The sequence below is a fragment of the Streptomyces alanosinicus genome, from assembly GCF_014650595.1.
Lineage (GTDB): Bacteria > Actinomycetota > Actinomycetes > Streptomycetales > Streptomycetaceae > Streptomyces > Streptomyces alanosinicus.
Window position 1 is genome coordinate 26,722 of the sequence record NZ_BMVG01000050.1, and the last position, 22,446, is coordinate 49,167.

15 protein-coding genes and 8 pseudogenes are annotated in these 22,446 nt (G+C 67.3%); 12 read left to right on the top strand and 11 right to left on the bottom strand.

Translation table 11 applies throughout. The annotated features are described in order from the left end of the window. Position 1 precedes the first annotated feature (1 nt). The 3 genes and pseudogenes from IE277_RS41680 to IE277_RS41690 all read left to right on the top strand — a co-directional run. Entirely contained in the window at positions 2 to 3,871 is a 3,870-nt protein-coding gene (locus IE277_RS41680) for a type I polyketide synthase (protein ID WP_229882400.1), read from the top strand. Between the two features lie 110 nt (positions 3,872 to 3,981). Continuing rightward, complete coding sequence (locus IE277_RS41685; protein WP_229882401.1) at positions 3,982 to 5,535, top strand: acyl-CoA carboxylase subunit beta; 1,554 nt, start codon at positions 3,982 to 3,984, stop codon at positions 5,533 to 5,535. Positions 5,536 to 5,594: 59 nt separating this feature from the next. Next, positions 5,595 to 5,738 (top strand): annotated as a pseudogene (locus IE277_RS41690) (acyl-CoA carboxylase epsilon subunit); the annotation flags it as partial. 229 nt (positions 5,739 to 5,967) lie between these two features. Here the strand turns inward: IE277_RS41690 and IE277_RS50210 are convergent. The 3 genes and pseudogenes from IE277_RS50210 to IE277_RS41705 all read right to left on the bottom strand — a co-directional run. Continuing rightward, positions 5,968 to 6,535, bottom strand: a pseudogene (locus IE277_RS50210) (IS701 family transposase); the annotation flags it as partial. A gap of 132 nt (positions 6,536 to 6,667) precedes the next feature. Beyond that, positions 6,668 to 7,186, bottom strand: coding sequence for an EF-hand domain-containing protein (locus IE277_RS41700; RefSeq protein WP_229882402.1), 519 nt, complete (start codon positions 7,184 to 7,186; stop codon positions 6,668 to 6,670). A 150-nt stretch (positions 7,187 to 7,336) separates the two neighbouring features. Then, positions 7,337 to 7,879, bottom strand: coding sequence for a hypothetical protein (locus IE277_RS41705; RefSeq protein ID WP_189958933.1), 543 nt, complete (start codon positions 7,877 to 7,879; stop codon positions 7,337 to 7,339). Between the two features lie 325 nt (positions 7,880 to 8,204). On the opposite strand from IE277_RS41705, the pseudogene IE277_RS41710 reads away from it, so the two are divergent. The 5 genes and pseudogenes from IE277_RS41710 to IE277_RS41730 all read left to right on the top strand — a co-directional run. Continuing rightward, positions 8,205 to 8,834: pseudogene (locus tag IE277_RS41710) on the top strand (helix-turn-helix domain-containing protein); the annotation flags it as partial. Between the two features lie 562 nt (positions 8,835 to 9,396). Next, a complete protein-coding gene (locus IE277_RS41715; RefSeq protein WP_189958934.1) occupies positions 9,397 to 10,335 on the top strand; it encodes a reverse transcriptase domain-containing protein in 939 nt (312 codons plus the stop codon). Positions 10,336 to 10,860: 525 nt separating this feature from the next. Next, positions 10,861 to 12,279, top strand: a complete 1,419-nt coding sequence (gene ltrA, locus IE277_RS41720; RefSeq protein ID WP_189958935.1) for a group II intron reverse transcriptase/maturase — start codon at positions 10,861 to 10,863, stop codon at positions 12,277 to 12,279. A gap of 9 nt (positions 12,280 to 12,288) precedes the next feature. Continuing rightward, positions 12,289 to 13,059 (top strand): group II intron maturase-specific domain-containing protein, encoded by a 771-nt coding sequence (locus IE277_RS41725; RefSeq protein WP_189958936.1) that lies wholly within the window; start codon positions 12,289 to 12,291, stop codon positions 13,057 to 13,059. A gap of 113 nt (positions 13,060 to 13,172) precedes the next feature. Beyond that, positions 13,173 to 13,718 (top strand): annotated as a pseudogene (locus IE277_RS41730) (transposase); the annotation flags it as partial. A 43-nt stretch (positions 13,719 to 13,761) separates the two neighbouring features. Here IE277_RS41730 and IE277_RS41735 read toward each other — a convergent pair. Further along, positions 13,762 to 14,331, bottom strand: a complete 570-nt coding sequence (locus tag IE277_RS41735; protein WP_189958947.1) for a histidine phosphatase family protein — start codon at positions 14,329 to 14,331, stop codon at positions 13,762 to 13,764. Between the two features lie 184 nt (positions 14,332 to 14,515). Between IE277_RS41735 and IE277_RS48275 the strand changes: the two genes are divergently transcribed. Further along, the gene (locus tag IE277_RS48275; protein ID WP_229882405.1) at positions 14,516 to 14,707 is read left to right on the top strand and encodes an ATP-binding protein; all 192 of its coding nucleotides are present in this window, start codon (positions 14,516 to 14,518) and stop codon (positions 14,705 to 14,707) included. Positions 14,708 to 14,889: 182 nt separating this feature from the next. Here the strand turns inward: IE277_RS48275 and IE277_RS41745 are convergent. From IE277_RS41745 to IE277_RS41755, 3 genes and pseudogenes are all read right to left on the bottom strand, one after another. Then, positions 14,890 to 15,601 (bottom strand): annotated as a pseudogene (locus IE277_RS41745) (hypothetical protein). Between the two features lie 49 nt (positions 15,602 to 15,650). Further along, positions 15,651 to 16,694, bottom strand: a complete 1,044-nt coding sequence (locus IE277_RS41750; RefSeq protein ID WP_189958937.1) for a hypothetical protein — start codon at positions 16,692 to 16,694, stop codon at positions 15,651 to 15,653. Next, positions 16,604 to 17,287 (bottom strand): transposase family protein, encoded by a 684-nt coding sequence (locus IE277_RS41755; RefSeq protein ID WP_189958938.1) that lies wholly within the window; start codon positions 17,285 to 17,287, stop codon positions 16,604 to 16,606. The genes IE277_RS41750 and IE277_RS41755 overlap by 91 nt, the downstream gene beginning before the upstream one ends. A 504-nt stretch (positions 17,288 to 17,791) precedes the next feature. Between IE277_RS41755 and IE277_RS41760 the strand changes: the two are divergent. Further along, positions 17,792 to 18,645: pseudogene (locus IE277_RS41760) on the top strand (aminoglycoside phosphotransferase family protein). Between the two features lie 539 nt (positions 18,646 to 19,184). On the opposite strand, the gene IE277_RS41765 reads toward IE277_RS41760, so the two are convergent. Together IE277_RS41765 and IE277_RS41770 are read right to left on the bottom strand one after the other, a co-directional pair. Then, entirely contained in the window at positions 19,185 to 19,541 is a 357-nt protein-coding gene (locus tag IE277_RS41765; RefSeq protein ID WP_189958939.1) for an SH3 domain-containing protein, read from the bottom strand. A gap of 129 nt (positions 19,542 to 19,670) precedes the next feature. Beyond that, the gene (locus tag IE277_RS41770) at positions 19,671 to 20,072 is read right to left on the bottom strand and encodes a YbbD family protein (protein ID WP_189958940.1); all 402 of its coding nucleotides are present in this window, start codon (positions 20,070 to 20,072) and stop codon (positions 19,671 to 19,673) included. An 87-nt stretch (positions 20,073 to 20,159) separates the two neighbouring features. Between IE277_RS41770 and IE277_RS41775 the strand changes: the two genes are divergently transcribed. Continuing rightward, positions 20,160 to 20,699 (top strand): hypothetical protein, encoded by a 540-nt coding sequence (locus tag IE277_RS41775; protein ID WP_229882406.1) that lies wholly within the window; start codon positions 20,160 to 20,162, stop codon positions 20,697 to 20,699. A gap of 225 nt (positions 20,700 to 20,924) precedes the next feature. Here IE277_RS41775 and IE277_RS41780 read toward each other — a convergent pair whose 3' ends face one another. Further along, entirely contained in the window at positions 20,925 to 21,512 is a 588-nt protein-coding gene (locus tag IE277_RS41780) for an acyl carrier protein (protein ID WP_189958941.1), read from the bottom strand. A 513-nt stretch (positions 21,513 to 22,025) separates the two neighbouring features. Here IE277_RS41780 and IE277_RS41785 point away from each other — a divergent pair. Then, a pseudogene (locus IE277_RS41785) lies at positions 22,026 to 22,189 on the top strand (IS630 family transposase); the annotation flags it as partial. A 105-nt stretch (positions 22,190 to 22,294) separates the two neighbouring features. Here IE277_RS41785 and IE277_RS41790 read toward each other — a convergent pair. Next, positions 22,295 to 22,446, bottom strand: a pseudogene (locus tag IE277_RS41790) (IS701 family transposase); the annotation flags it as partial.

Genomic DNA, 22,446 nt, shown 5'->3' on the forward strand with positions numbered 1-22,446 from the left:
TTTGGTCGGCATTGGTTGCCGGTTCCCAGGCGGCATCGATTCGCCTGAATCCTTCTGGGGGTTTCTGTCCGGGGGCAAGGTAGCCGTCGAGGAGACCCCTGAGGATCGCTGGCGTCCTTACACGAAGATCAGCCCGGAGTTCAGCGAGGCACTGCGCCGGGCTGAACGTCCCGGAAACTTCATCGGCGACGTCGATGGCTTCGACGCGGAGTTCTTCGGGATCACACCGCGTGAGGTCGAGTTCATGGATCCGCAGCAGCGTCTGGTGCTGGAGGTGGCGTGGGAGGCTCTGGAGCACGCGGGCATGGCGCCGCGTTCGGTGGCCGGGACGGATGCGGGGGTGTACATCGGGACCTGCTCGGACGACTACGGGCGGCGGCTGCTGGAGGACCTGCCGCGCATCGAGCCCTGGACCGGAATCGGGGCGCAGCTGACGGGCATCGCCAACCGTGTGTCGCACGTCCTGGACCTGCACGGGCCGAGTTTCGTGCTCGACTCGGCGTGCTCGGCCTCGTTGGTGGCTGTTCATCTGGCGTGCCAGAGTCTGCTGTCCGAAGAGACGTCGCTGGCGCTGGCCGGCGGCGTGAACATCATCCTGTCGCCCGCGTACACGCTGACCCTTGAGGCGGCGGGTGCGTTGTCTCCCGACGGGCGCAGCAAGCCCTTCGACGCGGAGGGCGACGGGTACGGGCGGGCCGAGGGCTGTGGCGTCCTCGTACTCAAGCGTCTGTCGGACGCGCAGCGCGACGGGGACCGGATCCTGGCGGTGGTCAAAGCAACGGCCGTCGCACAGGACGGTTACACCAGCGGCATCATGGCGCCGAACCCGGACGCCCAGCGTGAACTGCTCAAGCTGGCATGGGAGCGTGCGGGTGTGGACCCGGCGACCGCGGGCTACATCGAGGCACACGGGACCGGTACCCGTCTGGGCGATCCGGTGGAGGCGTCGGGGCTGCACGCAGTGTTCGGCGCGGGGCGTCCGGCGAACGAGCCGTGCTGGATCGGCTCGGTGAAGTCGAACATCGGGCATGCCGAACCGGCCTCGGGGGTGGCGGGCATCATCAAGGCGACGTTGATGCTGCGTGAGGCGGAGATGGCCGCGACGGTGCTGGCCGGCGAACCGAGCCCGGACATCCCCTGGGAGGAATGGGGGCTGCGTCTGGTGACCGAGCACCAGCCGTGGCCCAAGGGCGACCATCCGCGCCGTGCGGGTGTTTCCGGCTACGGATACGGCGGCACCATCGGGCACGTGGTGCTGGAGGAGGCTCCTCCCGCGGTGCGCGAGCAGGACGCGGCATCCGCGGATACGGAGGGCGCCGCGGATGTGCCGTTGACGGCCTATCCGCTGTCCTATCGGTCCCGGGAGGGAGTGTCCGCGTACGCGGGACGGCTCGCGGACTGGCTGGAGCGACACCCGAACACGCCGCTGGCGGCTGTGGGACACACGCTTGCCACCCGGCGTACCCATCTGGACCACCGCGCGGTGGTGGTGGCAGCCGGCCGGGCGGAGCTGGTGGAGGGACTGCGCGCGCTGGCGGAAGGTGCCGAAGACCTGCCGGAGGCCGTGGTCGAGGGGCTGGTGCGCCGTGGCACGGACAAGGGCACGGTGTGGGTGTTCTCCGGTCACGGCTCGCAGTGGGCGGGGATGGGCCGTGAACTGCTCACCATGAGTACCGAGTTCGCGGCGGTTATCGATGAGCTCGACCCGATATTCGAAGAGGAACTTGGCTTCTCTGCCCGTCAGGCCATCGAAGAGGGAGACTTCGAGGCAGTCGACAGAGCCCAGTCGATGATCTTCGCGGTCCAGGTCGGTCTTGCCGAGGTCTGGCGTGCCAGCGGGCACCGGCCTTCAGCGGTGATCGGGCACTCGGTCGGGGAGATCGCCGCGGCGGTGGTGGCGGGTGCCCTGAGCCTGGCGGACGGCGCCCGGCTCAGCGGCCGCCGTTCCACACTGCTCCGGCAGGTCGCGGGTCAGGGGGCCATGGCGATGGTGGCTTTGCCCTTCGCCGAGGTGGCCGAGCGGCTCGCGGACAACCCCGCACTGGGCGCGGCCATCGCCTCCTCGCCCACGTCCACGGTGATCTCCGGGGACGCGGGGGCGGTCACCGCGCTGGTCCAGGAGTGGAGCGGGCGGGGACTGCCCATACGGCAGGTCAATTCCGACGTGGGCTTCCACAGCCCGCACATGGACTCGCTGACGGGGAGACTACGCGAGGCGCTGCGTGAACTGTCGCCTCGCAGGCCCGCTGTCCCGCTCTACAGCACGGTGTCGGCGGACCCGAGGACACGGGCCGAGCATGACGCGGAGTACTGGGTGGCCAACCTGCGCAACCCGGTGCGGCTGGCGCAGGCGGTCACCGCCGCCGTCGAGGACGGCCACCGGAGGTTCCTGGAAGTCTCCCCTCACCCCGTGGTTGCCCACTCGATCGCAGAGACCCTTGCGTATCTGGAGATATCCGCGGGGCACGTCGGACACACCCTGCGCCGGAACAAGCCCGAACTACGCTCTGTGCTGGCCAACTTGGGCGCCCTGCACGCCGACGGCGAGGCTGTGGACTGGCGCACACTCCACGGCGAGGGGGAGCTGGCCGAACTGCCGCCGATCGCCTGGCAGCACCGCCGTCACTGGCTCGACGCCCAACTGCCTGCGGCTGCCGCCACGCCGCAGCAGCACGACGTCACCGGACACACTCTGCTCGGACGCCCCGTCGACGTGGGCATCGACACCCCGGTCCGTGTCTGGACCACCTACCTCGACGACGCCACGCGTCCCTTCCCCGGTGGCCACGCCCTGCACGGAACCTCCATCGTTCCGGCATCGTCGATCATTCACACGTTCCTGGAGGCGGCCCCCGGCCAGGGCGGTGCCAAGGCACTGTTCGATGTCTCGCTGAAGTTCCCGATCGCACTGGCCACTCCGCGCGAAGTGCAGGTCGTCCAGGAAGGGCTGACGCTCCGGTTGAGCACTCGCCCCACGAACGTCGCCGGACACGGACCCGGCAACTGGCTCGTGCACACGACCTCCAGCACCATGGCCGACAACGCCGCTCCGTTCCCCGTGGAACAGATCACGGTCAAGAAGCCCGAAGGGCTGCACAAGGCCGACGAGTCCATCGTCATCGGTCGTCTGGACGCCATCGGCGTAGAAGGCATCGCGTGGCCCTGGACCGTGGAAGAGCTGCTCGCCGGGGACGGGATCATCCGAGCCAAGATCCATGCCCCGGCGGTGCCGGGCGATCAGATCACCTGGGCCCCGTTGCTGGACGCGGCTCTCGGCGTCGTTCCCGTCATCTACGGCGGGGAACCGATGGTGCGCATGCCCGCCCACATCCGAGAGGTACGCGTCATGGGCGAGGCACCCGAGACCGGCTACGTCGACATCCGTCTCACCGACCGGGCCAACGACGTCGTCGACATCACCATCAGCGACGAGGAAGGAAGGCTGCGCGCCTGGCTGCCCGGCACCCGCTTCGGCGCCTTGCACCCCACAGGCCGGTCCGCCCACGAAAACACGGAGGAGGACATCCTGGAGGAACTGGCTCCGCCGTCGGGAACGGCGGCCGCCGACCTGAATCGGCCGGAATCCGAGTGGCGTGCCCTGCCTGCCGAGGAACTGGCCACGCGGGTGAGCGACGAGATCGTGAGTCGTCTGGCTCGCGAGATGAAGATCCCCGCCGACGAGCTGGACCGCAGCCGGCCCCTGAGTGAACTCGGACTGGATTCCGTCATGACAACCGCAGTCTGCGCACGGTTGCAGAAACTCTTCGACATCCACCTGCCTGTCACCGTCCTCTGGAACTACCCCACCGCCACGGGACTCATCGAACACGTGCTCTCTCTGCTCACGCCCGCTCAAGAGGCCACGCGGTAAACGGGTCGGCACCAAAACCGCGGGTGGTGTGAGGCGGCGAATCCCCCGACACAACACACCACCCGCTCCCTGGCGGTCCGTCATTTGCTCCGCAGAGAGGGAAGAACAAGATGAGTGCCATACAAGCTGCTGTGACATCCCTGGCCGATGTACGGCAGCAGGCGTTGCGCGGCCCCAGTGAGAAGGCGACCGAGGCGCAGCACGCCAAGGGCAAGCTGACGGCGCGGGAGCGGATCGAGCTGCTTCTGGATGCTGGGTCGTTCCAGGAGGTCGAGCAGCTGCGCCGGCATCGGGCGGTGGGTTTCGGGCTGGAGGCGAAGAAGCCGTACACCGACGGTGTCATCACCGGCTGGGGGACGGTCGAGGGCCGTACGGTCTTCGTGTACGCGCATGACTTCCGGATCTTCGGTGGTGCGCTGGGCGAGGCTCATGCCACGAAGATCCACAAGATCATGGACATGGCGATCGCGGCGGGTGCGCCGCTGGTGTCGCTGAACGACGGCGCGGGCGCCCGGATCCAGGAGGGTGTCAGCGCGCTCGCCGGATATGGCGGCATCTTCCAGCGCAACACCAAGGCGTCCGGTGTCATCCCGCAGATCAGTGTGATGCTGGGCCCGTGCGCCGGCGGCGCGGCGTATTCGCCGGCGTTGACGGACTTCGTGTTCATGGTGCGTGAGACGTCGCAGATGTTCATCACCGGCCCGGACGTGGTCAAGGCGGTGACGGGTGAGGAGATCTCGCAGAACGGTCTGGGCGGCGCGGATGTGCATGCCGAGACGTCGGGTGTGTGTCACTTCGCGTACGACGACGAGGAGACCTGCATCGCCGAGGTGCGTTACCTCCTCTCCCTGCTGCCGCAGAACAACCGCGAGAACCCGCCGCGGGTGGAGTGCTCCGACCCGGTCGACCGGCGCTCCGACGATCTACTCGACCTCGTCCCGGCGGACGGCAACCGGCCCTACGACATGGCCAAGGTCATCGAGGAGATCGTCGACGACGGCGAGTACCTGGAGGTCCACGAGCGTTGGGCGCGGAACATCATCTGCGCGCTGGGCCGCCTCGACGGCCAGGTGGTCGGCATCATCGCCAACCAGCCGCAGGTGCTGGCCGGTGTGCTGGACATCGAGGCGAGCGAGAAGGCTGCGCGCTTTGTGCAGATGTGTGACGCTTTCAATGTTCCGATCGTCACCTTCCTGGACGTGCCGGGGTTCCTTCCCGGTGTCGACCAGGAGCACGGCGGGATCATCCGGCACGGCGCGAAGCTGCTGTACGCGTACTGCAACGCGACCGTGCCGAGGATCTCGCTGATCCTGCGCAAGGCGTACGGCGGTGCGTACATCGTCATGGACTCGCAGTCGATCGGTGCCGACCTGACCTACGCCTGGCCGACGAACGAGATCGCCGTGATGGGCGCCGAGGGCGCCGCGAACGTCATATTCCGCAAACGGATCGCCCAGGCCGAGGACCCCGAAGCCATGCGGGCACGCATGGTCAAGGAGTACAAGGCCGAGCTCATGCATCCCTACTACGCCGCGGAGCGCGGCCTGGTCGACGACGTCATCGGCCCCGCCGAGACCCGGCAGACCCTCATCGTCTCCCTCACAATGCTCCGCACCAAGCACGCCGATCTGCCCTTGCGCAAGCACGGCAACCCACCCCAGTGAGGTACACAGAAGTGACCGTCCCCGTATTCCGCGTGGAGAAGGGCTAGGCCGACGAGGAGGAACTCGCCGCGCTGACCGCCGTAGTCCTCGCCCGGGCCGCCCACCAGTCCGTTCCCAGAATCCGTCCGTGCCGCACCGCCGCTCGCTGGCACCGCCCAGGACAGCGGTACGGCTTCTGCGGTGCCGGCAGCTGGCAGCGCTGAGACGCCATCGCATTCGTACGCCCACAACAGCGTGTCGGCGACGGTCGCTGGGAGGAGACCCGCAATGACGACCGAACGCCACAGCCCGGCTCCCCAGGCACATGCCTCGGCTGCGCGCCCTCGGGGCGACGATCGGCCTCGTGGCAGCGGCGGGTCTGACGGCCACCGTCGGTTCCGTTGCGGCCGTGACCCCTCGGCCCCGGTGGACACCTGGCAGGGAACGGCCGAGCTGGGACTTCGGAGCTGCCAGGACGTAGCCGACGCCGGCTTCCCCGAGCATCCGGCGGAAGGAGCAGTCCTGCCCGTAGGCGCTGTCCGCCGTGATCCAGGAGATCGGCAGCCGGGACGCAGCCACCCGCAGCACCAGCGTCCGCCCTCGGCTGCACGCATAGGCAGCGAAGACCGCATATTTGGCAATTCTCGGTCCGTCCGGCGGTACCGGAGTACTGCCGCTGAACCCCTGCGGAGACGATGCCTTTCTTGATGAACGCTGTGTCATCCACGATCAGGACGCCGTCCGGGCGGCCGAGCCGTTCGGCCACGTAGTCCTGCAGGTCATCGCGGAGCTCATCGGGGATCCATCGGCTCCACGACAGCAGATGCTGCAACCCATAGGGACCGGTGTGACCGGCGTACTCGGCCAGTGGCCGGCTGTTCTTGCGGCCGACCGGGCCCAGCAGGCCCCGGACGTAGTCCCGCATCCGGCGCCGCACCTCTACCCGGCCGAACCGCCCACTCACCCGCAGGAACAAGTCCTCCAGCTCGGCCGTCCAGCGTCCCGTGACGAAGTTCGCCATCACGCCCCGACCGTGCCCGATTTCGCCGCCCGCACACAGCGACTTCACCGAACCCGGTCCTGACCCACCGTCAGTCCGCTAGGCTCGAAACAGTGCCCCTGACCAGTGGGAATGGCGAACTCCCACGGAGTACTAAGGCGCCGCCGTCACGTCGCTGTACAGGGCCTCGCCCATGGGAGACCCTTCTCCGGTGACGTGTTCGCGGATCGACGCGAGGTACTGCTCGCGGCTGATGCGCCCATCCCCGTCGGTGTCCAGCGCATCGAACGCGGCGTGAGCATTGCCGACGGGATTGCCCAGGGCCTCGCGCAGGATGGTGAACTCCGACCGGGTCAGGGTGCCGTCCGCATCGGTGTCGGCGAGGTCGAAGAGCGCGCCGAGCGTGGGTTCGCAGACGCTGTCGAACGCCTCGGTACCTGCCCACGCCGCGTACTCGTCGAAGGTCATCCGTCCGTCGCCGTTCGAGTCCATCGATGCCCAGGCCTGCTCGCCGGCCACCTGTGCGGCGATGACCAGGGGGTCGTTCTCTGCGCGTCGCGTCGCCGCCACCACGTGTTTGGTACGCGCGAGGTACTCGTGTTTCGAAACGATGCCGTCCCCGTCCGCGTCCAGCATGGCGAAAACCCGTCGCTTCGCGATGGTGTCGTTCAACGGAGTTCCTTTCATCAGGTTCGTACTGGCTCGGCCGGTGCGTTCCGAGAAGCCGGGGATCGCAGTGGTGCCGTCCGGCGCTCGCACCGGCGCCCTGCACCTTTCTGCCTGCCCGCACCCGCTCAGCCGGCCAGGAGAGCCCCGCTGCCGCTACCGGGTGAGCGTCACGGTGACCGGCCCGCCCGCCGATGTCAGCCCCTGGGGCGTCAGGCACGCGGTCAGATCGGTGCTGAGCAGGGTCTTGGTCTGCACGACCGTGGAACCGTTGAACTGCCCGGATTCCACGGTGCCCGTCAGCACGAGCACAGTGATGCCATCAGGCTTGACCTCGATCGCCCCGGTGTTCTTGACCGTGCTGGACCGCCCGTTGCTCCAGTAGTAGGTCGTCAGGCTGGAGACCGTGCCGGTGAGGCAACTCGCGGTCCCACTGCCCTTGGTGGTGAACGTCGCACCGGTAATGCCGTGACCTGTCAGATCCACACACCCCGACACACTGCCCTGCCCGGTGAACGAAGTAGGCCGGACCGTATAGGCGAGACCCGGCTGGTAGTGACCGGTCTGACTGCCGACGAGGCAGCTGATGTCCCCCAGGCCCGCCACCGAGACGGTACGCGCCTGCGCGGAGGGCGCGACAAGAACCGTACCGAGAACGAGGCCAAGGCCGAAGATCACGCGTCGCGTGCGACGGAGCATGCTTCCACTCACTTCCATAGGTCGAGACACGAGCCGTCGGCCTCAAGCACCGCACGGCCCAACCGGCAGCACCTGGCTTACCGTCACCACCGTCCCTCCGCGTCGCCCGCCACCAAATGCACCCGTCCGAGCGGACGTCTTCCAGCCACATCCACGCTGACCCATCCCGGCCAGCGCGCGAGAGATGCCGGGAGCACACGAATACGTGCCGGTGCAGATGCTGGCCGTGCAAGTGCACCTGTGCCGCATCAAGCAACGTTCGCCTTGTTGTGACGAGCCGTCCGGATGGTGATCCGGGCGGCTCGTTGTACGCCATGCCGTCTGGGTGGCTGAGCGTGTGCGGGTCCGCGAGATCGATGACGACGAAGGGCAGCGGCTGCTTCGGATCATCCGCCGGGGAACCGGATCGGTGTTGACCTGGCGGCGGGCTCAGATGGTGCTCTTATCGGCCCAGGGCATGGACGTGGCCAAGATCGCCCAAGTGACGTTCACCAGCCCCGATCGGGTCCGGGATGTGATCCACAACTTCAACGTCGACGGCTTCAACTCGCTCTACCCCAAGTACAAGGGCGGCCGGCCCAGGACGTTCACTCTGCCCGAGCGCCGCGAGATCAAGAAGATTGCCAAGTCCAGGCCGGTCGAGCACGGCCTGCCGTTCTCGACCTGGAGCCTGGTCAAGCTGGCCGATTTCCTGGTCGCCGAGGGGGTGGTCGACGACATCAGCCACGAGGGCCTGCGCATCCTGCTCCGCGAGGAAGACGTCACCTTTCAACGCCTGAAGACCTGGAAGACCTCCCACGACCCCGACTACGCCGCCAAGAAGGCTCGCGTCGAGCACCTCTATGCCATCGCCGACGGCGAGGTCCTGCCCGAGCCCGGCGAGCCCGAGGTCATCTTCTGCCTGGACGAGTTCGGGCGTGCGCCACGAGGCGCTGAGGAATCGAGTGGGAGGAGGAGCCCACCGCTGGTCATCGCAGTGACCGGTTGAAGCTGGAGGCAGGCTGATCCCCAGGTCGGGGGTGAGGCCGGAAGCAGCCTCGACAACGTAGGGGTGGACCGAGACCACCAGGCGGTCCGTGCCCGCAAGCGAAGACGGAATGGGTGTAAGGAAACTGAACCAGTGGTTGAAGCCCCGTGAGTCGTCAGCGGCCTGCCGAATCTGGTGGATGGGTCGCTTTGCGGTACTGGAGAGTGCTCTGTCCGATGGCCTCTCCTCTCCGACCGCACTTCTGAATGGTCGGAGGCCCGGACCAAGACTGCGATGTGCGGTCCGTGGTGATGCCGCCGGGGTAGAGCTGGGTGCCGAAGCCGTCGTAGAGATCCTCAGTGAACGTGGGAAGCGATCCGGCGTCGCCCTCCCCGTCCGGCAGTCAGCCGGGCGGCGGGCAGGTGCGACGCTCACTGATGGCGCCGGATCGTGGCGGAGTCGCCGTAGTACTTCGAGGTCGGGAAAGCCGGCCGCATGGGGAAGGGCGACAGCGTGATAGCAGTGGTGCTGCTGCCGGGGAGGAGCGTTGTTGAATAGCGACGCGCCGTCGATATCGTGGCCGAGCATTTTCGCAGCCGAGCGACGGGTACTCGAACATCAGCTCAAGCTGCACCGATGGGCGAGGGCCGAGCCGGAACGCCGGTTCGGCGACGTGTTCAACCTGATCTGCGACCGGTCCACCTTGCTGGTGGCCTGGGAGCGGGTGTCGGGCAACCAGGGTGCCAGAACGGCGGGCGTGGACGCGGTGACGCGTCATCACGTCGAGGACTACGGGGTGATTCCGTTCCTGGAGGAACTGCGTTCCTCGCTGAAGGACGGATCCTTCACCGCGCTGCCGGTCAAGCAGGCGATGATCCCCAAGAAGGGCGGCAAGGTCCGCTACCTGGGGATCCCCACCTTGCGCGACCGTGTCGCGCAGATGGCCCTCAAGCTGGTTCTGGAGCCGATTTTCGAGGTCGATTTCTACACGTCCAGTTACGGGTATCGGCCTGGCCGTCGGGCTCAGGATGCCATCGCCGAGATCCACCATCTCACCAGCCTCTCCTACGAGTGGGTGGTGGAAGGGGATATCACCGCATGCTTCGACAACGTCGACCATCACGTTCTGATGGACTTGGTGGGAGAACGCATCAAGGACCGGAAGGTCCTGCGTCTGGTCCGTGCGTTCCTGCGGGCCGGAGTCGTCGAACTGCACGGTGGCTTTGCGGACAGTCTCAACGGAACTCCGCAAGGCGGGGTCGCCTCACCGCTGTTGGCCAACATCTATCTCTCCGTCCTGGACCGGCACTTCGCCCGGCTCTGGAACGAGGAGATGAGTCCGCGCTGGCGCAGGCAGTACCGGCGCAAGAAGGGACTGCCGAACTTTCGACTGGTGCGTTACGCCGACGACTTCGCGCGCCACGAGGCGCCGCACAACCGAGTGGGGGTGGAAGGACTCCACCGCCTGGCCGTCGCAGCGGTCGGGTGAAGCTGAGGGCAGCCTGATCCGGGGGACGCCGGGGAGGGTGGGAAGCAGCCCTAACAACGCCGGGACGCGTCGGCACTGCCAGACGACGTGGGTTCGGCAAGCGAGACGAGAAGGTGTACGAGAGGAACCAGTGCCAAAGTTCCGTAAACGGCGTGCCAGCTCCAATCTGGTGGATATGGGCTGGTCAGCAGTGCGTGGGGGCCCTTCGGGATGCCCAACTCCGAAGCCGGGGGAAGTCGCCGGTGGGGAGGCCATGGTGAAGGACTGCGGCGTAGTCATGGCGATGCTGCCGGGGCAACAGCTGGGCACCTCCCTCGTCGATCGGTTGTGTGGTGAACGTGGGAACCGTCCCCGGTCGCCCTTCCTGCTGACCAGCCAGGTCAGCAGCGGGCAGGTCCGTCGTCGGCTGATGACCGTGGGGCGGGGCGGAGGCCCCGTAGTAGTCCGAGCGTGCGAGAGGTACGCACATGGCGAAGGGGGCCAGCAAGCTCGCAGGGAGGATGCTGGAATGCCGGGAGGTCGTTGGTGAACACCGACGAGCTGGAGTGGGTCTTGATGAAGGCCGAGCGCCGGGTACTGGAGATCCAGACCAAGCTGCACCGTTGGGCGATGAGCGATCTTCATCGCAGGTTTGACGATCTGTTCAATCTCGTCACCGACCCGGCGTTCTTGCTGATCGCCTGGGATCGGGTGCGGGGCAACAAGGGAGCACGCACGGCTGGAGTGGACGGTCAGACCGCCTACTACGTGGAGTCCGTGCGGGGCGTCGAGGAGTTCCTCGCGGAGTTGCGGTCCGACTTGAAGGACCGGAGCTTTCGCCCGTTGCCTGTGCGGGAGCGGATGATCCCGAAGCCCGGAACGGCCAAGCGCCGCCGGCTGGGCATCCCGACCGTCCGGGACCGGGTGGTCCAGGCATCCTTGAAGCTGGTGCTGGAGCCGCTCTACGAAGCGGACTTCCATCCGTGTTCGTACGGTTTCCGGCCCAACAGGCGAGCACATGACGCGGTCGCGGAAATGAGGCTGCTGGCGTCCAACTCCTATGAGTGGGTGCTGGAGGCCGATATCGCCGCGTGCTTCGACGAAATCTCGCATCCGGCCCTGATGGACCGGCTGCGGCATCGGATCGGAGACAAACGCGTGCTCGCCGTGGTGAAGGCGTTCCTGAAGGCCGGAATCCTCGGGGAAACGGGCGATGTGAGGAACACCGACACCGGAACCCCGCAAGGGGGCATCCTCTCTCCTCTGCTGGCCAACGTGGCCCTGTCCGCTCTCGACGAGCACTTCGCGGCGAAGTGGACAGACCGTGTGGAGCGGGCCAAGCGTCGCCGTCACGGACTCGCTAACTACCGGCTGATCCGGTACGCAGATGATTTCGCGATCATGGTGTCTGGCACCAGGGCGCACGCCGAAGCCATGCTTGGTGAGGTGGCAGAAGTACTGTCCGGACTCGGGCTGCGGCTCGCGATGGACAAGACGAGGGTGGTCCACATCGACGACGGTCTCGACTTCCTGGGCTGGCGCATCCAGCGTCACCGGAAGCGAGGCACCAGCAAGTACTACGTCTACACCTACCCGGCGCAGAAGGCCGTCAGGTCGTGCGTCGGGAAGATCAAGGCGATCTGCTGGCAGGACGTGAACCTGTCGCTCGAAGCTCTGATCAAGCAGCTCAATTCGCTGCTGCGGGGCTGGACTGCCTACTTCCGGCCGGGGGTGTCCCACCGGACCTTCGAGTTCCTGCGCGCCGTCGTCTGGCGACAGGTCTTCGGATGGCTCCGGCGAAAACACCGCAAGACCAGCTGGAAGGAACTCCGCCGTCGGTACTGCCGGGGTGGCTGGTGGCCTGTCGACGGAGAGAAGAAGCTGTTCAATCCGGCCGCGGTGCGGACAACCCGCTACCGCTACCGGGGAGCGGCGATCCCCTCTCCCTGGCCGAGCACGGCATGAGGAAAGCCCATGAGCCTGAAGGGGCTTGTGGAGAGCCCGGTGCCTAGAAATGGGCACGCCGGGTTCGGAGGGCGGCCCGAGGAAACGGGCTGGTCGGAAGGCCAGTACCGCGCCTCGGGTCGACCCTACGTGGTGATGGTCGCCGGGGCCAGGTCAGACGCGGAAGCGCTGAAGTCGCAGATCGGCGAGCTGCTGGCCAACAAGCTGAAGATGACTCTCTCGGCCGAGAAGACACACATCACCCATATAGACGACGGCTTCGTCTTCCTGGGCTTTCACATCCAGAGCAAGATCCGGGGCGACGGACGTCGAGTCGTGCTGACGATTCCGGCAAAGCAGGCGCTGGCATCGGTGATGCACAAGATCAAGAGGCTGACGGGGCAGGGAACGACCTCGCTCTCGTTGGCGGAGGTGCTGTGGAAGGTCAATCCGGTCCTGCGGGGCTGGGCAGGCTACTTCCGCTACGGCGCATCCAAGAAGACGTTCTCCCACCTCGGCTGGTACGCGTGGTGGAGAATGCTTCGGTGGATTCGCCGTAAGCACCCTCACCTGACCTGGAAGCAGTTGCGGCGACGTTACTACGGAACGGACCACATCGCCGAGGACCGCATGGTCCTCTACAACCCGGCGAAGATGCGGGTCGAACGCTACCGCTACCGCGGAGCGCAGATCAGCACACCATGGAACATCGACGAGGTCGACCCCGACGGAGCGCGATTCCGTCGGACCGACCACGACGACATGGCCTTCGTCGGCCAGGTCAGCGAACACCTCACCTGACCCACTCGGATCACGTGGAGAGCCGGATGCCCGGCCAACGGGCACGTCCGGTTCGGCGGGCGGGGACGGGAAGACCGACACCCGCAAGGGCGCACGGCGTCCCGTCCCCGACCCAACCGCTCAACCTCAAGCCCCACCCCGGCCGCCAGTGGGCCGAACGCCGCGGCAAGCACAAGGACCCTGACCGCGAACCCCGACGGCGACGCCGCGCGACCTACACCCGCCCGCACGGCGTCCGCCACCTGTTCGCCGCCTACGACCTGGGCAAAGACCAGCTCTACGGCCACATCAAGAAGACCAAGAATCGCTCCAAGTTCCTGGAGTTCTGCCGCTACCTGCGCTCCCTCCACCGCGTCGGCAACCGCATCGCGATCATCTGCGACAACTATTCCCCGCACTTGACCACCAAACGCTGCCGCCGCGCCGCCGACTGGGCCGAGGCGAACAACGTGGAGATCGCCTACACCCCGACCAACAGCTCATGGCTCAACCGCATCGAGGCCCAGTTCACCGCCCTGCGCTACTTCACCCTGGACGGCACCGACCACCCCACCCACAAGGCTCAGGGCAGCATGATCCGCCGCTACCTCATCCGGCGGAACAAGCACGCCCAGGACGAGCGCCTACGCGAGGTCGTGAACAGGGCGAACGTCGCCTGATGCGGCAGTAGGCATATCTCGGACGGGGCGTGGACAGTCGCTACTACGGCACGTTCCACCCGAGCACGACGGGCAGCCCGTGCTCGTAACCCAGCGTGTTGATCGTCCCCGGATGCGGGTGCCCGAACTGTCGCGCGTCCGACGCGTCGAGCCCGAGCCAGCGCGCGGTGAGGATGCGTGACAGATGACCGTGCGCGACGACGGCCACGTCACCCTTGTCCAGCAGCGGCCGGACCCGGCCGAGAAAGGCGTCGACCCGCACAGTCACGTGCCCGAGGTCCTCGCCTGCGTCCACGCCGTCACGCCACAGCTCCCAGCCGGGCTTGAGCTCCTGGATCTGCTTGGCAGTCAGCCCCTCGTAGCGGCCGTAATTCCACTCGATCAGGTCGGCGTCGTTTTCCGCACCGCTCAGCCCCGCCAGCTCGGCCGTCCGCACGGCGCGAGTTAGCGGGCTGCTGTAGACGGCGACGAACTCCCGTCCGGCCAGTCGAGGCGCGAGCGCACGCGCCGCGGCCTCCCCCGCCTCGGTCAGCGGCAGGTCGGTGCGGCCAGCGTGCTGGCCGGTCCGACTCCACGCGGTCTCGCCGTGCCTGATCAATATCAACTCGCCCATGCCGAGGAACATATCTCACACCGCACACAGGGCAAACGTTGCCTGACGCGGCACTGGCCATCGAGGGGACACTGGTCGCGGTCCACTACGGCGGCAACGACGCGGCCGCCGCGGAGACCCTGGCGCTGAGACTCTCGACGCCCACCTCACCCAGGCGCAGAGGGGCGAACTCGGGCACCTCGACTTGCTGCAGATCCTCTGTCAGGACGAGGTTACCCGCCGCGAGACCGTCGCTCGTGAACGACGGCTGCGCAAGGCCAAGTCCGAGCAGCAGGCCACCTGGCAGGGCTTGGATTTCGACACCTCGCCGAAGCTGCCCTACGCCAAGATCCGTGATCTTGCGGCCTGCGCTGGCTACATTCCGGTGCGTGCGTAATTCTGTTCGGCCCGGTCGGCGTCGGGAAGACACACACGTGGCTCAGGCGCTCGGGCACCAAGCCGTCCGCCAGGGCGCCAACGCCGCTTCACCAAGACCAGCAGGTACCCTCGCCGAGTTCGTCGGCGGCCACACGGACGGCACCTGGGACAAGCGCCGACTGGAACTGCCCCGCGAACCGACTACCCGTGCAGCCAGACCCGCAGCGGACCGACCGCCTCGAAGCCATGGTGGACAGCGGCATCCAGGTCCGCGCCGTGCTCATAGCCCACCACGGGCAGGGCCGGGAACAGCCGGTGCACTGCGTCAAGCACCACCGGCCAGGCCCGGTCAGCACCGCCCTCCAACGCGAAGACGTTGGAGATTCCGACAACATGGTCATTGCGGCTCGCCACCGCCCCGGCGGCCACCAGGCCGTCAGCGGAGTGTCCGACGAGCACGGGCGTGGCCGGGTCACCGAGCAATTCGGGCCGGAAGAGGTCCGCGTTGCCGTCCCCGTCATCCCAGGCAAGGGCCCAGGCCCCCAACATGTCCCGGTCGCCGAACCACGTCCCAGGAGAGATCCGGTGAGGTGGTCGGTGCGCTCGGTTTGCGGTGGATCCACTGCGCGTCGAACAGCACCTTGAAGCCGGCGCCCGCCAGGTCGAGGTCGGCGAAGCTGTCCTTGACACAGGCGCCGGCAGCGGCGGTATCGATCCGGTCCACCAGCGCGGCGGCATCGGCCGCCGGCACCAGCGTGACCGCGTCGGGGTAGTACCGCGGCGGCCGGGCTGGGACGGCCCAAGCCTGCACTCCGAACTCGCCCGTCAAGCCGTGCGATCGGCTCATCGACGCGCACCACTCGGCGTTGTTGCGGGCAGCGGCCGGGATCACGAACTGCTTCATCGTCGTCACGCCTGCGCATCATGCCCTGTCCCGGCCCGGCCCGTCGAAACAGTTTCCTTCAGCCACAGGACAGACGCCCACACACCCCTCCCAGAACCTGGGGAATCCTGTGACCGCACCCCTGGGGAATGACGGGCTCTGTCGAAGATCTTGTGACGACTGCGCGGTCATCGGCTGTGAAGGATGCGTTTGCGGAGAAGCGGTAGGTACGCGCGGCCGAAGCCCATGCGCTTGAGGAGCTTGGCTCTCGTGACGTGACCTTCGACCTGGCCCGAGCCCCAGGAAGTGGCGAAGGCGGCGGTGACGGCGTCGAGGTCGCGATGGAAGCCGTTGACCAGCGGTGCAGGGCGGGCAGGTCGTCGGCCTTGACCTGGTCCATCCAGGCGGGGAGGGCCTCGGCGTTCCGGTCTCGCATCATCGCGGCGAAGTCGCGGACGTGCCGGACGGTGAGGTCCAGGTGCGGACAGCCGGTGCGGATCTCCTTGAGCTCTGCAACGTCGGCCTCTGGGAGCCGGTCAGGGGTGGTCGTGATCCAGCGGACCACGCGCCGCGGCTTGGGAAGGGTCCTGACCGGGGGCAGGGGTGCGGATGGTGACTTCGGCAGCGGGCTGTGCGGCTTCTTGAACGGGCGGAAGTACCGGCGGACGCTCTGGACGTCGCCGATGAATCCCTGCCCTTGGATCTCGCGGTGGAGACGCGGGACGTCGTGGCAGCCCTCGCGCCAGCGTTGATGGAGATACGGCTTGTAGGGGTCGAGTTTCGAGGCCCGGTTGGTGGCCTTGACCAGCAGTTCCTCCAGGCTCTGGGCGCGGGCGAACCGGCGGACGGTGGAGTGGTCCAGCCGCAGTTCGCGCCGGATCGCGGCCAGGGACTTCCCCTCGGCGAGGCGCTGCTGGACGGCCTCGTAGCGTTCGGTGGTCCGGGCCACCAGCCTCCGGGGGCGGCCCAGGACGTCGAGCGTGCCATCGGGTGGGACGAAGTCAGGCTCCGGCTCCAACGACTCCGCCGTCATCAGGGTCGTCGGGGTCGGCTCCTGGATGTCGGGGGTCGGGGTGAGCGCGGCGTGGATGCAGGAGTGGTGGGCGCCGACGGTCTTCTCCACGGCTTCGGCAAGGTTGCGCCACAGATGCCAGCCGTCAGCGACCTGGAGGGCCTGCGGGGCCCGGTGCGGGCGCCTTCGGCGTAGGCGCCGGCCCGGTCGCGGCAGATCACCTCGATCTCGGGGTGACCGGCGAGCCAGGAGGCCAAGGGTTCGGCGTCCCGGCCGGGCAAGACGTCCACCGGGCGGCGGGCTTCCAGGTCCACCAGGAGGGTCGCGTAGGAGTCGCCCTTGCGGAGGGCGAAATCATCAACGCCCAGTACCCTGACCAGGCCGGACGGCGGGTCCGGAACGGTATGGAGCAGGCCCAGGAGCACGTCCTTGGCCACCGGTGTCCCCAGCAGCCCGGCCGGCCTGGCCCCGGGACGACCCGCAAGCACGAGTGCGATCGACGACATCATCTGCCGTAATACCGGGGTGTATCGGGCGTGCAGCCGGGTCAGGCCCTCCACCTGCTCGGCGAAGGTCACAGCGGCACAGCGGGAGTTACTGCACTTGAACCGCCGCACCACGAACTCGATCACTACCGGTGTCAGCCCGACCGGCGCATCCCGCAGCTTCCGCGTGTACCGGCCGTGCACCCGCCAGGACGGCATACCGCACCCCGGACACCGCGCTGGCAGCGCCCGGCACGACGTACGAAACGTGACCACCCCAGCGGCCCGCTCCACCGACTCCAGAACCACACCGGCTAAATGCGGCAGCAACCGCCCCAAATCCCCTGAACCGCACACCCAGTTGATACCCAGTTCAGAGCGGCTTCGTCACAAGATCTTCGACAGAGCCAAATGACGTGATCGTCCACACTTCCCCCAGCGCTAGAACAGGCCCCACCTGCGTTTTTCGCGGGGATGACGTCCACTCCGGCTTCCCTCGCGCGCGCGTGGCCATGCGGGGGAGTCGTCCAGCCTCTGGCCTTACAACACATGACACAACGAGGTGGACCGCCCCTCAGTGCCTGTGATGCCGGGTGCCGGGTGCCGGCCACGCTCCGATGAGGTTGCCGTGCGTTGCAAAAACGGTCGACAGGCGGAGCCGCGAACCACTGTGATGGCTCGGACTGCCCGTCGCACGGAGCGGGCCGACCACAGGAGTTGCTCTTGGTAGTCGCGAGAACTGCGGACACCCGCCCCCAGATCGATGGGGCGGTGGTCAGGCGCCTGGTCGACACTCAGTTCCCGCAGTGGGCGGGGCTGCCCCTGAAGCTGCTGAACCCCGCCGGCTCCGATCATGTGATCTAGCGGCTTGGCGAGGAGCTGTCCGTCCGGCTGCGCGCCTCGCCCCCCGCCTTCCCCTGGCCATCCCGGTACCGGTGGGGGTGGGGGTGGGTGACCCCGACTTCGGTTATCCATGGCCGTGGGCGGTGTCCCACTGGCTGGGCGGAGAGGTGGCGACCGTCGAGGCACTGGCCGACTCCTCCAGGGCGGCCGTTGAACTGGCTCAGTTCTTGGCCGCTCTGTAGCGGTTCGCACCCAAGGACATCCTCGCCGAGAACACCCGGGAAGACCTCACCGGCCGGCCGTTGTCCGACCGGGATGACGCGGCGCGGGTCGCCATCGCCAAGGTCGACGGCGTGTTCGAGGCGGCAGCAATGACCGAACTGTGGGACACGGCGCTGAGAGCCCCCGGATGGGACCGCTCTCCGGTGTGGTTTCACGGCGACTTCCACACCGGCAACCTACTGACCGCCGACGGACGCCTCAGCGCCGTCATCGACTTCGGCGGGCTTGGCATCGGTGACCCGGCCTGCGACATGGTGATCGCCTTCACCCTGATGTCGGCCGGCAGTCGAGCCGTCTTCCGCGATGCGCTCGGCGTGGACGACGCCACCTGGCTGCGAGGGCGTGGCTGGGCCCTGGCCACCGGCCTGAACGCCCACACCTCCTACGCCGCCGTCAACCCCCGGGTCGCCGCGCAGACCACCCGGCAGATCAACCAAGCCCTCATCGGCTGACAACGGCAACACAATGAACGGAGCTGCCGCTGGGTGATCAAGCAGCAGGCCGGCTTGAGGAAGAAACGGGCGCGCGCACGAGAGCAGAGGGGCAGCGTGGTACCCGGTGCGGGCGAAGGCCAATGCAGTTGCTTTGACCCGGACCTGAGTACTCTCCCGCCCGTTCGAACTGCGCCAGGGAACGTCCGCCACGAGGATACTGGCAGTCGACGGAGCAAGCGCGCGTATGTCGCAGCAAACCCGCCCTGGTCTCACCCACGACGTCTCCTGTTGAAGGCCCCACCGGAGCCGTCGCCCGCCCGCGGCGCACGACTGCCCCGGCGGGGCACCGCAAGCCCGTCAGGACTACTGAAAAGCTATCGAGCCGACGCGCCCTCATCCCCAGAGCCCCAAACACCGTTGACCTATCGATCTCCTGGAGGGAAACCCCCGGGCGAGCGGTCTGGCGCGGGGATGTCTGGCCGGTCGTTCATGGCGCACTACTGGAGAACAGTCTGCGGTCGATGGGCGTGCTGGCAAGCCTTGGGGCCTCCTGGTCCCTACGCATTCCGCACATAGTCGTACGGGACCCAGCCCCACTTCCCCGTGTTGGCCCCGGTCAGCACCTTGCCGTAGTCCCAGCTGATGCCGTCCAGGGCAAGGCGGCAACGGGCGCTGAACTTCGTGCCCTTGTAAAGGATGCCCAACGAGGGAGAGTTGACGGCTCCGATCTTCGAACGGAGATTGATGGCCTTCCTGTCGACCTTCTCCGTCACAGGCTTGGGCAGGTTGCCGTGCCTCCTGGCGCAGAGGTCGGAGGACGTGGACGCCGAGGCGGCGGGAGCGGCCGCCGCCAGGCCGCCGAGGAGCGCGGCGGAGACCACTGCTGCCGCCGCGAAACGCCCTAGGGGATGCATGACTTACCTCTTTCGGTTACCGGAATGTGAGATGTGCTGTCGATCCATGAGGCATCCTAGGCATACATGATCTTGTTCCTGTCATCGCTTTGTCACATGTTCATGGCTCCGTCTCGCACCAGACCCCGCTCACAACGGAAACGGACCGCGGGAGGCGCCCAGTCGATGAACTATGAAGGCCTCGGCATAGGACCTTCGCCGTGCCGGGGCGTGGGTGACGTCGAGCGGTTGGTACGCCAGCGCGCGGGAGATGCCGAACTCCACCTCGTAGTACACCGCCCTGCTCGGGTGATCGAGCGGGAGCCACGTCCACGCAGCGTGCGCGTCATGGACGCGGGCGATGCGCACTGGCAGGAAGCGTCCGACGCCGTCCATCGCCTCTGACAGCCCGTCCGACACCTCATGGGCCTGTGCTGCTCTGAGCAACGGCCGCGCGGGTTCGGCGATGTTGTCCTGGTCCTGGTCGTGCTTTTCCTTGCCTCCATAGTGCTCCGCGTGGCCGGAGGCGACCCGATGAGTAGAAGGACTCATGACGCCCACCGACCTGCGAGGGAGGATCGGGGGGTGACGACGCCAAGGAAAACGAAGGCCCGGGTCAGGATGCTGCCGTTGGCGGTGATGGTTCTGCTGGCGGCGGGGTGCGGAACGCAGCGGGCAGGGAATGCCGCCGACGCGTACCGGCGTTCGCATCCGACGCCGACCGGCATCTCGACGCCGAGTACACCGGCGGACTTCCCCTGCCCCGGCGAGAGCCCCAAGCCGACGGCGCCCACAGCCGCCACTACACCCAGCTCAACCGCGCCGCCGACCGACCACTACGCCGAGAACCACGGCTTCAGAGTTCCCCTCCCTCTCCACGGCCAGAGCCGCTGCGACGGACTCACGGCTGTCGGACGTGTCAAGAGTGCACTCGAACCGCTGCGCCATCGCGGTGACTTCGCCCTGGACAGCGTCCGCAGCGCGCTCACCAGCCTCGGCTACTCCGCCGGGAAGGTGCAGGCGTACCAGGACGGCCCCTCCGGGGTCGGCTTCCTCATCGACATCGGCGCCTCTCCCTGGTGTGTGGAGGGCACGATGGGCAGTGACTCCACCGAGGCGGACGCCTTCGGCGGCTACCCCGACGGCACCGGCTGCGAGCCCCCGAGAGGCGGCCACTGACCACAACCGTCCCCGCCAGTGGTGTGTCTGAGGGTCGGCCGGCCCTCAGACACTCGGCAGTCACTCGCCGCCCCTGCTGGAGCGGGCCATGGATGATCTGCGAACGCAGTGCCGCAGCATCCTGCGGCATCGCGATGCCGCGAGCCGCATCACGGCTCCTCCTTCGGGCACCGCGGTGCACTATGCCCTGCCCCCGGGACGGGTGGAAGCGGGCCACATCGTTGATCATTCTGTTGGCCCTTTGCTCGGGGCCTCCAGAGCCAAGAGGGTCAAAGCCACTACTTCCCTGATGGTTTCCGCGTAGTGGGCGTCATCCAACTCGCCTGCTTTGAGGTTGAAACATCTCTCAAGGGCGCCTACGACTTGCAACAACACATACGAATCGAAGCCCTCCAGATAGTCGAGCATCGATACGTCCATCGCCGCCTCGACCTCACGCGGCCTGATCTCCAACAGTTGTGCGAAGGTCGCGATGACTTCGTCCTGCACCTCACGCCCGCTCGGATTGAGCAGGGACCTCTGCTGGGACGCGAGGACCCAGAGGGCGTGGACCTCGGGCAGGACCTCCTGAGGCGTTCTGCCCGGAGCCCGTGTCGCAAGTATCTCGACCAGCGCGTCGACGGTGTCCCACGGCGGAAGCCGTGGTTCGGTGAAGGCATCGTGCAGACGCGTCCGTGAGATCCGCTTCTGCAGCAGGCGGTGCATGGTCTCCAGGCTCGGCTGCCCCGCGATCAGGTGGAGCGCGTGAAGGGCGTCATTGAGATCCCGCAATCGGCCCGCCGGTAGAGACGGCTTCTTGAACTGCCCCGGCACGCCCACCCTGTCCCCCTGTCCGGTTGCGTCGGCTGCTGTAGGAATTCGTCCGTACCGCCGATGAGCGGGACGACAGTAGTACACATGAGCGTCACTCACATCCTGGCCGCCCTCGGAGGTATCAGTGTGATCCTCACGGCGGCATCCCGTCTCCCCAAAGCCGCCGCAGGCGTTCTCCGTGCCTGTGTCGGCTTTGTTCACGCCGTCCACGAGCTACGGGCCGCCTGGCGTCAAACCGACTCTGAAACCGGCCTGACGAACCAGCAGTCGCCTGCTCCACCGGACGGGCCCTAAGCCGGTCATACCAGGGACGCTACCGCGTGCCCCTGGACCCCGCCCAGCGGGGCAACCTCCGCACGGGACTGAGCGGCGGCCGCATCGTCCCCCGTAGGCACCAGTATGTCGTCCACCATCCGCTTCAACGTCCCCGCGACGTACCGCTCCACGGTGCGCTGGGACACCGCTAGCGCTGTGACCGCATAAGTTCGCTGTGCTGGTGGTCGTGACAATTGGTTGATCGCGCAGCTGGTGCAGGCCGACGAGGACACCGTCCGGACGTGATTCACTGGTTCAACGCGATCGGCCCGGCCTGCCTCAACCCTCAGTGGGCCGCATGGCGTCCCAGCCTGCTCAAGCCTGGCGACGAGGACTTCGTCATCCAGGCGGCCACCACCCGAACTGCCGAACCTGACTAGTAGGACTCCGTTAGGTTTGTCTTGATCTTGGTGTGGCCATGCTGGGCAGAGGTTGGTGGCAAGTGGTGCAGATGCCGGTCCAGCAGTTCAGCAGGCCCTGGAGGGCGTCGAGAATCTGGTAGAGGGTGAGTCCGGTGTGTCGGCTTTTGGGGCCAGCCGCTGCTCGGTGAGGAAGGCACGGGCGGCGGTGACCAGGATGACGTGGTGATGCCAGCCCGGCCAGGAGCGGCCTTCGAAGT

Coding starts and splice junctions, on each gene's coding strand:
- IE277_RS41775 (WP_229882406.1), top strand. CDS start 20,160: ATGGTTCTGCTGGCGGCGGGGTGCGGAACGCAGCGGGCAGGGAATGCC.
- IE277_RS41765 (WP_189958939.1), bottom strand. CDS start 19,541: ATGCATCCCCTAGGGCGTTTCGCGGCGGCAGCAGTGGTCTCCGCCGCG.
- IE277_RS41770 (WP_189958940.1), bottom strand. CDS start 20,072: ATGAGTCCTTCTACTCATCGGGTCGCCTCCGGCCACGCGGAGCACTAT.
- IE277_RS41725 (WP_189958936.1), top strand. CDS start 12,289: ATGAGCCTGAAGGGGCTTGTGGAGAGCCCGGTGCCTAGAAATGGGCAC.
- IE277_RS41735 (WP_189958947.1), bottom strand. CDS start 14,331: ATGGGCGAGTTGATATTGATCAGGCACGGCGAGACCGCGTGGAGTCGG.
- IE277_RS41685 (WP_229882401.1), top strand. CDS start 3,982: ATGAGTGCCATACAAGCTGCTGTGACATCCCTGGCCGATGTACGGCAG.
- IE277_RS41705 (WP_189958933.1), bottom strand. CDS start 7,879: ATGCTCCGTCGCACGCGACGCGTGATCTTCGGCCTTGGCCTCGTTCTC.
- IE277_RS41755 (WP_189958938.1), bottom strand. CDS start 17,287: ATGCCGTCCTGGCGGGTGCACGGCCGGTACACGCGGAAGCTGCGGGAT.